This window comes from Nocardiopsis yanglingensis (assembly GCF_045809185.1).
GTDB lineage: Bacteria > Pseudomonadota > Gammaproteobacteria > Xanthomonadales > Xanthomonadaceae > Stenotrophomonas > Stenotrophomonas yanglingensis.
The window spans coordinates 85,504-98,786 of record NZ_JBJNRH010000005.1 but is presented as its reverse complement, the minus strand read 5'-3'; the positions used below and the strand labels follow the sequence as shown (position 1 = coordinate 98,786).

Genomic DNA, 13,283 nt, shown 5'->3' with positions numbered 1-13,283 from the left:
GAGTTGTGCACCGAGCAGGAAGTGACCCGCCTGGTCCACGATTTCTATGCCCGTGTGCGTGAGGAAGAACGGCTGGGACCGGTGTTCGAGGCGCACGTGCATGATTGGCCGGAACATCTGGCGCAACTGGTCGACTTCTGGTCGGCGATGCTGCGCGGTACCCGCCGCTTCAAGGGCTCGCCGATGTCCAAGCACATGGCCATCGAGCTGGACAAGGACCTGTTCGACCGCTGGCTGGTGCTGTTCCGGGTCACCACCGCCGAATGCAACAACCCGCCGATGCAGGAACTGGCCAACGACGTGGCCGCGCGCATCGGTGACACCTTCTGGAAGCGCTACCAGATGCTGCGCTGGCCGCAGGTGGGCCTGCCGGTGCTGGGCATCCCTGCCAAGGATTGATCTGGGTCAAGGCGGCGCAGGCCGCCCGGCGCGATGCTGGCGGCATGGACACATTCTCTCCTGCCGCCGGTGGCCTGGCCTGGACCTTCGACCCCGACCTTCTGCGCCGGCACGACCGGCCGGGCCCGCGCTACACCTCGTACCCGACCGCGCCGCATTTCCATGATGGGTTCGACGCGCCGGCACTGCGCCAGGCGATCGCCGACAGCAACCAGCTGGCCCGCGCGCTGTCGCTGTACGTGCATGTGCCGTTCTGTTCCAGCCCCTGCTTCTACTGCGGCTGCAACCGGGTGATCACCCGCGATCGCGGTCGTGGCCACAGCTACGTCTCGCGCGTGCTGGCCGAGGCCGACCTGCTGGCGCCGCAGTTCGATGACGGCCGCGAGGTGATCCAGCTGCACCTGGGCGGTGGTACGCCGAACTTCCTCGATGCCGAGGCGATGACCACGCTGGTGGAAGGGTTGCGCCGACGTTTCGATTTCAGTGATTCGCCGCAGCGCGATTTCTCGATCGAACTCGATCCGCGCTTCATCGACACCCGTGACGTCGCCATGCTGGCGCGGCTGGGCTTCAACCGGGCCAGCCTGGGCGTGCAGGATTTCGACCCGCAGGTGCAGGAGTCGATCAACCGCATACAGGGTGTGCAGCAGACGCTGGACATCCTGCGCGCCTGCCGCGACAGCGGCATGCGTTCGGTCAACGTCGACCTGATCTATGGCCTGCCGGGACAGAGCCTGGAAGGATTCGGCCGCACCCTTGAACTGGTGCTGGCGCTGCGACCGGATCGCCTGGCGGTGTATGGCTATGCGCATCTGCCGCATCTGTTCCGCGCACAGAAGCAGATCGATGAAAGCCGCTTGCCTTCGCCGGAAGACAAGCTGGCGCTGCTGGGCCTGGCGGTGGAGAAGCTTTCTGCCGCCGGCTACCAGTACATCGGCATGGATCACTTCGCTCTGCCGGAAGAGGATCTGTCGCGTGCACAGCGCGCCGGCCAGCTGCATCGCAACTTCATGGGCTATACCACCCACGCCGATACCGATCTGCTCGGCCTGGGCGTGAGTGCGATCAGCCACATCGGTGCCACCTACAGCCAGAATCCGCGCGACCTGCAGTCGTGGGAGGACGCGGTCGACCAGGGCCAGCTGCCGGTCTGGCGCGGCGTGGCGTTGAGTGCCGACGACCAGCTGCGTGCGGACCTGATCCAGCAGCTGATGTGCCAGGGCGAGGTGGATGGTGTGCTACTGGGGCAGCGTCATGGCGTGGATTTCGAGCAGTACTTCGCCGAGGACCTGCGTTCGGTACAGCGGCTGCAGGAAGACGGACTGGCCGAATACCGTGGTGGCGTGGTGCGTGCCAGTGAACCTGGGCGACCGTTGCTGCGGTTGCTGGCGATGTGCTTCGACCCGTATCTGCGTGCCGCGCACGAGCAACCGCGTTATTCGCGGGCGATCTGAAGGTAGCTTGTGCTGCGTGCGTGTGGTGCCCGGAGCCGGAATCGAACCGGCATGGGGTTGCCCCCGGCGGATTTTAAGTCCGATGCGTCTACCAGTTTCGCCATCCGGGCCTGCAGCGCGGCGCCGATTGTAGCCCACATGCGGTACTGCGACTGGATTGCATCACGGCGGCGGCGCGCTTAACTGTCGATCGCATTCATGTCATAGTCCCTGCCATCGTTCCCAGGGGGGGAGCCACCTGATGTCGCTGCACGCGATTGCCTATGCCAGTGAGGCCCGCGCCGATCTGCAGACAACCGATCTTGACCGCCTGCTGGCCGACGCCACGGCATTCAATCGTGTGGCCGGTGTCACCGGTGTCCTGATGTTCGACGGAGCACGTTTCCTTCAGTATCTGGAAGGCCCGGAGGACGGCATCGATTCGGTGTTCCAGCGCATCCTCAACGCGCGCAGCCACGGGCAGCTGAAAGTGCTGTGCCGTGCACCCGTGGTGCAGCGCGCATTTCCGCGCTGGTCAATGGGCACGCGGCGGATCGAGCCGGAGCTGTTGGCGCAGATCGTCGATGCCGCGTGGCCCGGCTTCCTCCTTGGCAGCGGTGGATTCGAGCGCCTGCTGCAGGCCTGGACCGGCGCCGACGGTGAACTGGAACCTGCCGCGGTGGCGTTGGGTTCCTGAGCCCGCCTTGGCGGCAGGGCGCCGGGGCCGGTAGGCTGTAGCCTTTCTGGCGCAGGTTTCCCCGGAGTGGTGCAGCAAATGAGTGTGTTGGCCGAAGCCATGGCAGCGTATCTGCAATCGCATCCGTTGCGCGGGATGTGCCGATGAGTGCGCCGGTAGCGGCGGCCAGCGCACCCCGGTTTGCGGTGATCGGCCTGGGCTATGTCGGCCTGCCGTTGGCGGTGGCGTTTGGCCGGCAGTGGCCGACGTTGGGCTTCGATATCGATGCCGGTCGCATCGCCGAGCTGCGCAGCGGCCAGGACCACACGCTGGAAATGGAAGCCGACGAGCTGGCCAATGCGCAGCTGCTGCAGTACGGCAGCGATCCGGCACTGCTCGATGCCTGCAATGTCTACATCGTCACCGTGCCGACCCCGATCGATGCATACGAGCAGCCCGACCTGGAGCCCCTGCGTTCGGCGACACGGCTGATTGCCAGTCATCTTCGCGCCGGCGATCTGGTGATCTACGAGTCCACCGTGTACCCCGGTACCACCGAGGAAGTGTGCGTGCCGCTGCTGGAACAGGGTTCGGGCCTGCGCTTCAACGAAGACTTCTATTGCGGCTACAGCCCGGAACGGGTCAGTCCCGGCGACCGCCAGCGGCGCCTGGCCGACATCCGCAAGATCACTTCCGGCTCGACACCGGAAGTCGCCGCGGTGATCGACGGTCTCTACCAGCGCATCATCGCCGCCGGTACGTTCCCGGCACCGTCGATGCGGGTGGCCGAAGCGGCCAAAGTGGTCGAGAACATCCAGCGCGACGTCAACATCGCGCTGGTCAACGAGCTGGCCCTGATCTTCGACAGGCTTGGCATCGATACCCAGGACGTACTGGACGCCGCCGGCAGCAAGTGGAATTTCCTGCCGTTCCGGCCGGGGCTGGTCGGCGGTCACTGCATCGGCGTCGATCCGTACTATCTGCTGCACAAATCCGAGAGCGTGGGCTACCACCCGGACCTGATCCACACCGCACGACAGGTCAACAACCGCGTCGGCGAGCACGTGGCGGCGCGGGTGCTGGCGATGCTGGCCGAGCGTGGCCGTGCGCCGGCGGACGCACGCATCCTGGTGCTGGGCGTGACCTTCAAGGAGGATTGCCCGGACCTTCGCAACAGCCGCGCGCTGGAACTGGCGCAACGGCTGCGCGATGCCGGTGCGCAGGTGGAGGTCAGCGACCCGTGGGTCGGCCCGGCGGCATTGACCGACGAGGGCCTGGATTGGCTGGCCGAGCCAGGGGCGGGGCGCTATGACGCGGTGGTGCTGGCGGTGGCCCACGCCCGTTTCAAGGCAATGGATGAAGGTGCAATCCGGGAACTGCTGGCGCCGGGTGGCCTGGTCTACGACGTGAAATCGGCCTGGCCGCGCAACGTGGTTGACGATCGTTTGTAAGCCCGGGCAGCGAACGGCGCGGTAGACTCGGGGGCAGTTGCAACCGAGGAAAGCCATGCACCGGTATATCGTCTACCTGCTCGCCATCCTGATGTTCCCGATATGCCTGTGGCTGGCCACGATCTGGCCGGCCTGGTATTGGGGCGTCGGCCTGACTGCCGCGATGGTGGCGCTGGGGACCTGGGACCTGCTGCAGAAGCGCAGCACGCTGCGCCGCAACTATCCGGTGATGGCGCACTTCCGCTACGGGCTGGAATCGATCGGCCCGGAGATCCGCCAGTACTTCGTGCAGAGCGACCTGGAAGACGTGCCGTTCTCGCGCCAGCAGCGGGCGCTGATCTACCAGCGCGCCAAGAACGAGATGGACACGGTGCCGTTCGGCACCCTGCGCAGCACCTATGCGGTGGATTACGAGTGGATCAATCATTCGCTGGCGCCGACCGCCATCGCCAAGCATGACTTCCGCGTGTTGATCGGCCCGAACTGTGCCAAGCCCTATTCGGCCAGTGTGTTCAACATCTCGGCGATGAGCTTCGGTTCACTGTCGGCCAATGCGATCCGCGCGCTGAACGAAGGCGCGCGCCAGGGCGGCTTCTACCACGACACCGGCGAGGGTTCGATCTCGCCCTACCACCGCGAGATGGGGGGTGACCTGGTGTGGGAGATCGGCTCGGGCTACTTCGGTTGCCGTGACGAGAAGGGCGGTTTCAGCGAGGAGCGCTTCGTTGCCAATGCCACCCATGATCAGGTCAAGATGATCGAGATCAAGCTGTCGCAGGGCGCCAAGCCCGGCCACGGTGGCGTGCTGCCGGCGCCGAAGGTGACCGCCGAGATCTCGGTGACGCGTGGCGTGCCGATGGGTGTGGACTGCGTGTCGCCTTCGCGTCACTCGGCGTTCTCGACGCCGGTCGAGCTGCTGCAGTTCGTCGCCCGCTTGCGCGAGCTGTCCGGTGGCAAGCCGGTCGGTTTCAAGCTGGCCATCGGCCATCCGTGGGAGTGGTTCGGCATTGCCAAGGCGATGCAGGAAACCGGGTTGCTGCCGGATTTCATCGTGGTCGACGGCGCCGAGGGCGGCACCGGCGCGGCACCGGCCGAGTTCGTCGACCATGTCGGCGTGCCGATGCACGAGGCGCTGCTGCTGGTGCATAACACCCTTGTCGGCCTCGACCTGCGTGATCGCATCCGCATCGGTGCGGCCGGCAAGATCACCAGTGCGTTCGACATCGCGCGGACCATCGCGCTGGGGGCTGACTGGTGCAATGCCGGCCGAGGCTTCATGTTCGCGCTGGGCTGCATCCAATCACTGAGCTGCCACACCGACAAGTGCCCGACCGGCATCGCGACCCAGGATCCCGCACGCTGGAAGCATCTGGATGCACCGGACAAGGCCACCCGTGTGTACAGCTACCACGAGCATACGCTGCATGCCTTGAAGGAACTGCTGTGTGCCGCGGGCCTGAACGATCCGGCTGAACTTGGGCCGGAACACATCCTGCGCCGTGTTTCGCCGGTGGAAATCCGTTCGCTGGCCTCGCTGTACCGCTACCTGGAACCGGGCGAGCTGCTGCACAAGGTGCCGGACCACGCGGTGTTCCATGCGTTCTGGGCTGATGCACGCAGCGATTCCTTCCAGCCGCCGCCGAAGATCCAGGCACTGCGCGCCAGCAAGTCGCGATAACGTCTCTGCAGCGTCGAGCCATGTTCGACTGCTTTTCTATCAGGCATCGCGACGTTGGAGCGAAGAACAGTCGAGCATGGCTCGACGCTACAAGGAGACCTCATGCAGTTCAGGACCGGCACCATGGACGACGTGGCCACGCTGTGGGCATTGCGTACGCGTTGCGTTCGCGAGACCTGCAGCAGCCACTATCCGGCGGAGGTCATCGCACCGTGGTCGGCCTCGCCGCCGCCGTCGCAGTACGCACGGTTGATCGGGCAGGGTGGCTGCGTGGTGGCCGAGGACGGGCAGGGCGGTCTGCTTGGCTTCGGTGTGTTCGATACCGATGCCAATGAAGTCGATGCGTTGTTCGTCGATCCGGATCGTGGCGGCAAGGGCATCGGCCAGGCGCTGATGCAGCGCCTGCTGGCGATGGCCGATCCTGGGCGTGAGGTGGTGCTGTCGGCCTCGCTCAACGCCGTGCCGTTCTATCAACGGCAGGGGTTCATCAGCGTGCGCGAAGAGGCTTACCCGCATCCCAGCGGCGTGGCGCTGGCCTCGGTGAGCATGCGCCGGCCGTGGTGAGCGCCCTACAATTGTAGAGTCGAGCCATGCTCGACTCTACAAGGCACGCGTCACTGCGCCGCCAGCCACCCGGTCATGCCGTCCGCAGCACGCAGGCCACTGGCGTAGCACGCGGTCAGCAGGTAGCCACCCGTCGGTGCCTCCCAGTCCAGCATCTCGCCGGCACAGAACACGCCGGGCACTGCCCGCAGCATCAGACCATCGTCCAGCGCATCCAGGCGCACGCCACCGGCGGTGCTGATTACTTCGGCCATCGGCCGGGGACGCAGCAGGCGCAGCGGCAGACGCTTGAGCGTAGCCACCACGGCAGGCAGGTCGTTGCCCGCTTCCTTGCCCAGAATCTCGAACACCAGTGCGGCTTTCACTGCATCCAGGCCGGCCTGGCGGCGCAGGTGTTCGCCGAAGCTGCGGCCCTTGCGCGGGCGTGACAGATCGGTCAGCAGGCGCGCCTCGTCGCGGCCCGGCACCAGGTCCAGCCAGAGCATGGCGTGGCCATCGCGGTTGATGGTCTCGCGCAGGTCAGCCGCCAGCGCGTAGATCAGGCTGCCTTCGATACCGTACTCGCTGGCCACGCATTCGCCCTGCAGCGACTGCGGCTGTCCTGCCAGGTCGATCCAGTGCGCGACCACCGGTTTCAACGGTGCGCCGGCATTGCGCTGGGCGAAGAACGGCGTCCAATCCACGTCGAAACCGCAATTGGCCGACTGCAGGGGCGCAATGTCCACGCCACGCGCCTGCAGAGGCGCGACCCAGGCGCCATCACTGCCCAGCTGCGGCCAGCTGCCGCCGCCCATGGCCAGCAGGGTGGCATCGGCATGCACTTCAACGGCGCCGTCTTCGGTTTCAAATCGCAGGGCGCCGTCGTCGCTCCATCCGATCCAGCGGTGGTTGGCGTGCAGGCGCACCCCCTGTTCTTTCAGGCGACGAACCCAGCCGCGCAGCAATGGCGCTGCCTTGCGGTCGACCGGGAACACGCGGCCGGAGCTGCCCACGTAGGTCTCCACACCGAAGCCGGCGGCCCAGTCACGCAGTGCCTGTGCGTCGAAGCCATCCAGCCAGCGACCGACCGTTTCGGCCTGCTCGCGGTAGCGGCTGTCGAACAGCGGGCGCGGATCGGAATGGGTGAGGTTGAGGCCGCCCTTGCCGGCGATCAGGAACTTGCGGCCGGGCGAACCCTTGGCCTCGTACAGGTCGACCTCCAGCCCAGCGGCGCGCAGGCGCTCGGCGGCAAACAGGCCGGCCGGGCCGCCGCCGATGACGGCGACCCGCGGAGACGTTGCGGTATTACGGTTTGACATCGAGCAGCTCGACATCGAACACCAGCGACGAGCCAGCCGGGATCGGGCCGACCCGGCGGTCGCCGTAGCCGTAGTCCGGCGGGATCATCAGCGTGCGCTTGCCGCCGACCTTCATGCCGGCCACGCCTTCATCCCAGCCGCGGATGACCTGGCCGGCGCCGAGCGCGAAGGTGAACGGTTCGCCACGGCTGACCGAGCTGTCGAAGGTCTTGCCGTGTTTGGTTTCGGTGCGGTTGTCGTAGATCCAGCCGGTGTAGTGCACGGTGACCTTGCTGCCAGAGACGGCCTCGGCGCCGGTGCCGGGCACGGTATCGATGCGCTCGAAGGTGGTCAGGGTGCCGCCCGGCGGCGGCCCGGAGGGTTCGGTCGAGCAGCCAACGGCGGCGAGGGACAGCAGCAGGGGAAGCAGCAGGCGGCGCATCGGGCGTCTCCAGAAGGGCGCGGGGCGAGGGCGGCAAGGGTAGCGCATCGGCGCCGGGTATCATGGGGGCATGGCAAAACTCCTGCTCAATCTGCGCAATGTCGGCGACGACGAATATGCCGATGTCTGCATGCTGCTCGACCAGCACGGCATCGCCTGGTATCGCACCGAACCCAGCCCGTGGGGCATCTCCAATGGCGGCCTGTGGCTGCGCGAAGATGCCGATCATCCGCGTGCCAAGGCGTTGATGGCCGGGTACCAGGCCGAACGCGGGCCGCGCATCCGTGCCGAGCGCGAGCAGGCGTTGCGCGAGGGGACGGCGGAGACGTTCGGCAGCCTGTTCCGGCGGCGGCCGGCATATGTGGTGCTGGTACTGCTGGCGATGGCCGGTGCGGCGGCGCTGGTGCTGCTGCCGTTCGTGCTGTTGCGGGGGTAAGGGGGCTTCTGGCCGGGTTGCACCCGGCACCCGCAGAGGCAACGGCAAAAGCTGGTTTCCGTGGGATGGCGTGGTGGTGTGGGCAGGCGGGGGACGGCAAAGACTGCTCCTGCGTGCCTCGTAGAGCGCCTTGCTCGTGTGCGCTCTCCTGCGCACACGGCAAGACCTGGGTTGGGCGTCCTGCCCAACCCGCCCGGCGCATGCCCCGGGCCCATGGCGCTCTGCGCCCCCGCCTGCCCACACCGCCACGCCTCTGACAGGTTCATGAGCTCTGTAGATCCACGCCATGCGTGGATGAACGTGAAAATCTGACCCTGGGGCGGTCTGGCGCTAAAATAGCGGGATGATCGCCAATACCGCTGCCTACCATTTCGCCGTCATCGACGCTCCCCAGGCCCTGTGCGACCAGTTGCTGGCGCGCGCCGAGGCGGCGCAGCTGCGCGGCACGATCCTGGTGGCGGGCGAGGGGCTGAACCTGTTCCTGGCAGGTGCGCCAGAGGCGGTCGAGGGCTTCTACTCCGCGCTGCATGCCGATGCGCGTTTTGCTGATATGCGGGTCAAGACCAGCCTGAGCGAGCATCAGCCGTTCGCGCGGCTGAAGGCCAAGGTGAAGGACGAGATCATCAGCTTCCGCCGCGATGACGGCCAGCCGCTGGAGTATCCGCGCGCCCCGGCGGTCGATCCGGCCACCGTCCAGCGTTGGCTGCGGCAGGGGCATGACGACGCTGGCAAGCCGGTGGTGATGCTCGATACCCGCAACCTGCAGGAAGTGGAGTACGGCACCTTCAAGGATGCGCTGGTGCTGCCCATCCACAAGTTCACCGACCTGCCCGAGGCGTTGGCGCCGCACCGCGAAGCGCTGAAGGACAGCACCGTGGTCAGTTTCTGCACCGGCGGCATCCGCTGCGAGAAGGCCGCGCTGTGGATGGTCAACGACGGCATGGAAAACGTGCTGCAGCTCGATGGCGGCATCCTCGGTTACTTCGAGGAGGTGGGCGGCGAAGGCTATGAAGGCCGCTGCTTCGTGTTCGATGAGCGCGTGGCGCTGGATGCCGAACTGAAGCCGATGGTCGACCAGCCGCTGCCGGAGCCGCGCCCCAGCGCGTTCTGACGCTTCCTTGGTAGAGCCGGCCGCTGGCCGGCTGCTTTCCGCTGCCTCTGTAGAGCCCACCCCGCGCTCGGCTGCCTTTCGTGGTCCACCAGCAGCCGAGCATGGGCTCGGCTCTACACCTGCCCCACGGGAATCAGCATCCCGCCACCGTCACTGGCCGCCGCGCTTGGCCGACCCCATGCATGGGGGATCCTGTAACGGAAAACCGCTGATGATCCCGTTGTCGATCCTTGACCTGGCCCCGGTCTGCGAGGGCAGTGACACCACCGCTGCCTTCGCCAACATGCTGGAACTGGCCCAGCACGCCGATGCGCTGGGCTACCGCCGCTACTGGCTGGCCGAACACCACAACATGCCCGGCATCGCCAGTGCCGCTACGGCCGTGCTGATCGGCCATGTTGCCGGAGGTACGAAGCGCATCCGCGTCGGGGCAGGCGGCATCATGCTGCCCAACCACGCGCCGCTGCAGGTGGCCGAGCAGTTCGGCACGCTGGCCTCGCTGTATCCGGATCGTATCGACCTCGGCCTGGGCCGTGCCCCGGGCACCGACCAACCAACCGCGCGTGCACTGCGCCGCTACTTCGACAGCGCCGACCAGTTCCCGCAGGACGTGCGTGAGCTGCTGCACTATTTCGAGCCGGTGCAGCCTGGCCAGGCAGTGCAGGCCGTTCCCGGAGGCGGCCTGCGGGTGCCGACCTGGATCCTCGGTTCGAGCCTGTTCGGCGCACGCATGGCCGCCTCGATGGGCTTGCCCTATGCGTTCGCCTCGCACTTCGCGCCTGATGTGATGGATGAAGCCTTGGCGGTATATCGCCGCGAATTCCGCCCCTCGGCGACGTTGAAGCAGCCGCACGCGATGCTGGCGCTGAACGTCGTTGCCAGCGACAGCGAAGCCGAGTCGCGCCGCCTCTTCACCAGCCAGCAGCAGAGTTTCGTCAACCTGCGCCGAGGTCGACCGGGCAAGATCCCGGCACCGATCGACGATATCGAAGCTTTCTGGGAACCGCATGAAAAACTGGGTGTGGAGCGGGCACTGGCCTGCACCGTGCTTGGGGATCCGCAGCAGGTGGCCGAAGGCATCGCCGCGTTTGTCGAGCGCCACAAGCCCGATGAACTGATGCTCACCGCCAACCTGTATGACCACCGCGCGCGCCTGCGCTCGTTCGAACTGGCCATGCACGCCTGGCATGCCCGCCACGCGGGCTGAACAATTGCGTCACGGCCCATTGCGGCCGAACCGCGTCTGATGGGGGCTCACACCGATGGAGCCCCCACATGGCTGATACCCGCGCCGAACACATCGCCCAACTGGCCGAGCTGATCAAGGACGTCGAGGTGGCGATGTTCGCCACGACCGGCGTCGATGGACGACTCTACAGCCGGCCGCTGGCTACGCAGCAGGTCACCTTCGACGGTGATCTGTGGTTCGTCATCACCGCCGACAGCCCCAAGGTCGCCGAGATCGCGCTTGATCCATACGTCAACGTGGCCTACGCCTCACCGTCGAAGAATACCTATGTGTCGGTGGCAGGGCGTGCGCGCATCGTCGACGACCGCGCGAAGATCGAAGAGCTGTGGTCGCCGGCGATGAAGCTGTTCTTCCCGGGCGGCAAGGATGACCCGAACCTGCGCCTTATCCAGGTGCGCGCCGACTCGGCCGAATACTGGGATGGCCCGGGCACGCTGCTGGGGACGGCGCTGAGTTTCGTGCTGTCGGCGGTGCAGGACGAGCCCGCGCCGTTGGCCGACAACGGATTCATCGACCTTCGATGATCGTTCCATCCACGCATGGCGTGGATCTACTGCATCCCGGTAGATCCACGCCATGCGTGGATGGGGCAACCCCGATGAATTCCGGTGCTCAGAACCAACGCTGGAACAGCTCCACCGTGTAGCCCACCAGCTGCCCCGAACTGAAACCGAAGAACGTGATCGCCGCCAGCGCCGCGATCCAGTTGAACAGCATCAGCGCACCATCGCGTTCCAGCAGCGCCAGCGAGAACAGCAGCAGCTGGAAGCCGAACAGGAAGTTGGTGAAGGGAATCGGCAGCGACAGCAGGATGCCCAGCAGCACCAGCAGCAGGCCGCTGAAGGCGTGTGCCGGCAGCGGTGTCAGCAGCTGCGGCAGGCGCGGTTTCAACATCTTGTCCAGGCGCCGAAGCGGGCGGTCGATGCGGTCTAGGAAGCGGTGCATGGTGCCGCGTTTCGGTCCACGGCGGGCAATGAAGCCAGGCAGCCACGGCCGCCGCAGGCAGAACAGCATCTGCAGGCCGATCAGGATCACCAGCGGGCCGCTGACCGCGCCGCCCATGCCCGGGATCGGGATGAACGATGGCAGGATCGCCACGAACAGGAACACGCCGAACGCGCTCTGCTGCAGGTTGCACAGGATCTGGCCGAGCGGCATGTGCTCGGCCGGGTCGCCGGAGGCGAACATCTCCAGCAGGGTGCGGATGCCCTCGTTACGGTAGGCCGGGCGCTCAACGCCCGGACCCTGGCCGGCCTCAGGCGGTGAGCTCATCGGCCTGCTCGTCGGACAGCGTGCGCAGCAGCAGCTTGTCCACCCGCGCACCATCCAGGTCGACCACCTCGAAGCGCCAGCCGGCCCAGTCGAAGTACTCACCCGCGTGCGGGATGCGGCCGAAGTAGTGGATGCACATGCCGGCCAGCGTGTAGTAATCGCCATCCTCGGCATCGGGCAGATCGTTGCTGCCGATCAGCTCGCGCAGGTCCTCGATCGGCAGCGAGCCGTCCACCAGCAGCGAACCGTCTTCGCGGGTCACCACCAACGCATCTTCGTCGGCGTTCTCCACCGCCTGCAGGCGGCCGACCACCGCGCCCATCAGGTCGCTGATGGTCACCAGGCCCTGGATCTCGCCGTACTCGTCCACCACCAGCGCCATCGACTGCTGTTCCTCGCGGAAGATCTCCAGGAGCTTCATCGCGTGGGTGGATTCAGACACGTACAGCGGTTCGCGCAGGGTCTGGAACAGCGCGTTGTCGCCGCGCGCCATGCGTGTGGCCAGCGATTTCAGTTCAAGCACGCCGACCACGTCCATGTCGTTGTCGCGCAGCACCGGGTAGCGCGAGAACTCGTGCTCGGCCATGATTTCCAGGTTGCGCTCCAGCCCAGCCTGGGTATCCAGCCAGGCGATGCGGTTGCGCGGGGTCATCAGGCTGTCGGCGGTGCGGTCGCCCAGGCGCATGACGCGGTTCATCATGTCGCGCTCGTGGGCGTCGATCACACCGGCCTCGTGGCTCTCGGCCACCAGCATGCGGATCTCTTCTTCGGTCACCGAGGCGACTTCATCCTTGCCCAGGCCGAACAGGCGCAGCACCAGCTGGGTGGTCTTGGACAGCAGCCAGACGAAGGGCAGGGCCAGCTTGGCCAGCCAGCTCATCGGCATCGCCACCAGGCCGGCAATGGCCTCCGAGCGGGTCAGTGCCAGGCGCTTGGGCACCAGTTCGCCGAAGATCAGCGTGATGAAGGTGATCAGGCTGACCGCCAGCGCGGTACCGATGTTGCCGGCGTAGGCAAAGCCCGGCATCAGGCCCTGGATCCAGCCGGCGAAGGCTTCACCCAGTGCTTCACCGCCGAGGTAGCCGGTCAGCACGCCGATCACGGTGATGCCGATCTGCACGGTGGACAGGAAACTCTCCGGCTTCTCCGACAGCTCCAGCGCCTTGGCGGCACGCTTGGAGGTGGCGGCCATCTGCTTCAGGCGGCTCTTGCGCGAGGTCATGACCGACATCTCGGACATGGCGAAGAAGCCGTTCAGCAGAACAAGCGCGAAGACAATCAGGATCATTTCAAAC

The 13,283-nt window shown here is 66.4% G+C and carries 14 protein-coding genes and 1 tRNA gene; 10 read left to right on the top strand and 5 right to left on the bottom strand.

Annotated elements, in window-relative coordinates; translation table 11 throughout:
- Nucleotides 1-21: 21 nt before the first annotated feature.
- Both ACJ7C5_RS09415 and hemN read left to right on the top strand, forming a co-directional pair.
- Nucleotides 22-399, top strand: coding sequence for a group III truncated hemoglobin (locus tag ACJ7C5_RS09415; RefSeq protein WP_412703733.1), 378 nt, complete (start codon nt 22-24; stop codon nt 397-399).
- Nucleotides 400-443: 44 nt separating this feature from the next.
- Entirely contained in the window at nt 444-1,853 is a 1,410-nt protein-coding gene (gene hemN, locus ACJ7C5_RS09410; RefSeq protein WP_094000308.1) for an oxygen-independent coproporphyrinogen III oxidase, read from the top strand.
- A gap of 23 nt (nt 1,854-1,876) precedes the next feature.
- Here the strand turns inward: hemN and ACJ7C5_RS09405 are convergent.
- Nucleotides 1,877-1,963, bottom strand: a tRNA-Leu gene (locus ACJ7C5_RS09405).
- A gap of 131 nt (nt 1,964-2,094) precedes the next feature.
- Between ACJ7C5_RS09405 and ACJ7C5_RS09400 the strand changes: the two genes are divergently transcribed.
- From ACJ7C5_RS09400 to ACJ7C5_RS09385, 4 genes are all read left to right on the top strand, one after another.
- A complete protein-coding gene (locus tag ACJ7C5_RS09400; protein ID WP_032128935.1) occupies nt 2,095-2,529 on the top strand; it encodes a BLUF domain-containing protein in 435 nt (144 codons plus the stop codon).
- A gap of 143 nt (nt 2,530-2,672) precedes the next feature.
- Nucleotides 2,673-3,959 carry a nucleotide sugar dehydrogenase gene (locus ACJ7C5_RS09395; RefSeq protein WP_088025586.1) on the top strand — a complete coding sequence of 429 codons (1,287 nt, stop codon included), beginning with the start codon at nt 2,673-2,675 and terminating at the stop codon, nt 3,957-3,959.
- A gap of 55 nt (nt 3,960-4,014) precedes the next feature.
- Entirely contained in the window at nt 4,015-5,637 is a 1,623-nt protein-coding gene (locus tag ACJ7C5_RS09390) for an FMN-binding glutamate synthase family protein (protein WP_043402155.1), read from the top strand.
- Between the two features lie 102 nt (nt 5,638-5,739).
- Nucleotides 5,740-6,201 carry a GNAT family N-acetyltransferase gene (locus tag ACJ7C5_RS09385; protein ID WP_412703732.1) on the top strand — a complete coding sequence of 154 codons (462 nt, stop codon included), beginning with the start codon at nt 5,740-5,742 and terminating at the stop codon, nt 6,199-6,201.
- A gap of 50 nt (nt 6,202-6,251) precedes the next feature.
- Here the strand turns inward: ACJ7C5_RS09385 and ACJ7C5_RS09380 are convergent, their stop codons facing one another.
- Nucleotides 6,252-7,499, bottom strand: coding sequence for a TIGR03862 family flavoprotein (locus ACJ7C5_RS09380; protein WP_412703731.1), 1,248 nt, complete (start codon nt 7,497-7,499; stop codon nt 6,252-6,254).
- Nucleotides 7,486-7,920 carry an FKBP-type peptidyl-prolyl cis-trans isomerase gene (locus tag ACJ7C5_RS09375; RefSeq protein WP_088025589.1) on the bottom strand — a complete coding sequence of 145 codons (435 nt, stop codon included), beginning with the start codon at nt 7,918-7,920 and terminating at the stop codon, nt 7,486-7,488. Before ACJ7C5_RS09375 ends, ACJ7C5_RS09380 begins: the two co-directional genes overlap by 14 nt.
- Nucleotides 7,921-7,990: 70 nt before the next feature.
- Between ACJ7C5_RS09375 and ACJ7C5_RS09370 the strand changes: the two genes are divergently transcribed.
- The 4 genes from ACJ7C5_RS09370 to ACJ7C5_RS09355 all read left to right on the top strand — a co-directional run bounded on the left by ACJ7C5_RS09370 (nt 7,991) and on the right by ACJ7C5_RS09355 (nt 11,240).
- On the top strand, nt 7,991-8,356 hold the full coding sequence (locus ACJ7C5_RS09370; RefSeq protein ID WP_412703730.1) for a DUF6164 family protein: 366 nt from the start codon (nt 7,991-7,993) through the stop codon (nt 8,354-8,356).
- Nucleotides 8,357-8,699: 343 nt separating this feature from the next.
- The gene (locus ACJ7C5_RS09365) at nt 8,700-9,467 is read left to right on the top strand and encodes a sulfurtransferase (RefSeq protein ID WP_412703729.1); all 768 of its coding nucleotides are present in this window, start codon (nt 8,700-8,702) and stop codon (nt 9,465-9,467) included.
- 211 nt (nt 9,468-9,678) lie between these two features.
- On the top strand, nt 9,679-10,674 hold the full coding sequence (locus ACJ7C5_RS09360; RefSeq protein ID WP_412703728.1) for an LLM class flavin-dependent oxidoreductase: 996 nt from the start codon (nt 9,679-9,681) through the stop codon (nt 10,672-10,674).
- Nucleotides 10,675-10,742: 68 nt separating this feature from the next.
- Nucleotides 10,743-11,240: a pyridoxamine 5'-phosphate oxidase family protein gene (locus ACJ7C5_RS09355; RefSeq protein WP_049445693.1), complete on the top strand. Its 498-nt coding sequence runs from the start codon at nt 10,743-10,745 to the stop codon at nt 11,238-11,240.
- Between the two features lie 88 nt (nt 11,241-11,328).
- Here the strand turns inward: ACJ7C5_RS09355 and ACJ7C5_RS09350 are convergent, their stop codons facing one another.
- Both ACJ7C5_RS09350 and ACJ7C5_RS09345 read right to left on the bottom strand, forming a co-directional pair.
- Nucleotides 11,329-11,988, bottom strand: coding sequence for an exopolysaccharide biosynthesis protein (locus ACJ7C5_RS09350; protein WP_412703727.1), 660 nt, complete (start codon nt 11,986-11,988; stop codon nt 11,329-11,331).
- Nucleotides 11,972-13,276, bottom strand: coding sequence for a hemolysin family protein (locus ACJ7C5_RS09345; RefSeq protein WP_088025595.1), 1,305 nt, complete (start codon nt 13,274-13,276; stop codon nt 11,972-11,974). The genes ACJ7C5_RS09350 and ACJ7C5_RS09345 overlap by 17 nt, the downstream gene beginning before the upstream one ends.
- Between the last annotated feature and the right edge of the window lie 7 nt (nt 13,277-13,283).

Excerpts from the sequence above, each read along its gene's own strand:
- hemN (WP_094000308.1), top strand. The coding sequence starts at position 444 with ATGGACACATTCTCTCCTGCCGCCGGTGGCCTGGCCTGGACCTTCGAC.
- ACJ7C5_RS09400 (WP_032128935.1), top strand. The coding sequence starts at position 2,095 with ATGTCGCTGCACGCGATTGCCTATGCCAGTGAGGCCCGCGCCGATCTG.
- ACJ7C5_RS09395 (WP_088025586.1), top strand. The coding sequence starts at position 2,673 with ATGAGTGCGCCGGTAGCGGCGGCCAGCGCACCCCGGTTTGCGGTGATC.
- ACJ7C5_RS09390 (WP_043402155.1), top strand. The coding sequence starts at position 4,015 with ATGCACCGGTATATCGTCTACCTGCTCGCCATCCTGATGTTCCCGATA.
- ACJ7C5_RS09385 (WP_412703732.1), top strand. The coding sequence starts at position 5,740 with ATGCAGTTCAGGACCGGCACCATGGACGACGTGGCCACGCTGTGGGCA.
- ACJ7C5_RS09380 (WP_412703731.1), bottom strand. The coding sequence starts at position 7,499 with ATGTCAAACCGTAATACCGCAACGTCTCCGCGGGTCGCCGTCATCGGC.
- ACJ7C5_RS09375 (WP_088025589.1), bottom strand. The coding sequence starts at position 7,920 with ATGCGCCGCCTGCTGCTTCCCCTGCTGCTGTCCCTCGCCGCCGTTGGC.
- ACJ7C5_RS09370 (WP_412703730.1), top strand. The coding sequence starts at position 7,991 with ATGGCAAAACTCCTGCTCAATCTGCGCAATGTCGGCGACGACGAATAT.
- ACJ7C5_RS09365 (WP_412703729.1), top strand. The coding sequence starts at position 8,700 with ATGATCGCCAATACCGCTGCCTACCATTTCGCCGTCATCGACGCTCCC.
- ACJ7C5_RS09360 (WP_412703728.1), top strand. The coding sequence starts at position 9,679 with ATGATCCCGTTGTCGATCCTTGACCTGGCCCCGGTCTGCGAGGGCAGT.
- ACJ7C5_RS09355 (WP_049445693.1), top strand. The coding sequence starts at position 10,743 with ATGGCTGATACCCGCGCCGAACACATCGCCCAACTGGCCGAGCTGATC.
- ACJ7C5_RS09350 (WP_412703727.1), bottom strand. The coding sequence starts at position 11,988 with ATGAGCTCACCGCCTGAGGCCGGCCAGGGTCCGGGCGTTGAGCGCCCG.
- ACJ7C5_RS09345 (WP_088025595.1), bottom strand. The coding sequence starts at position 13,276 with ATGATCCTGATTGTCTTCGCGCTTGTTCTGCTGAACGGCTTCTTCGCC.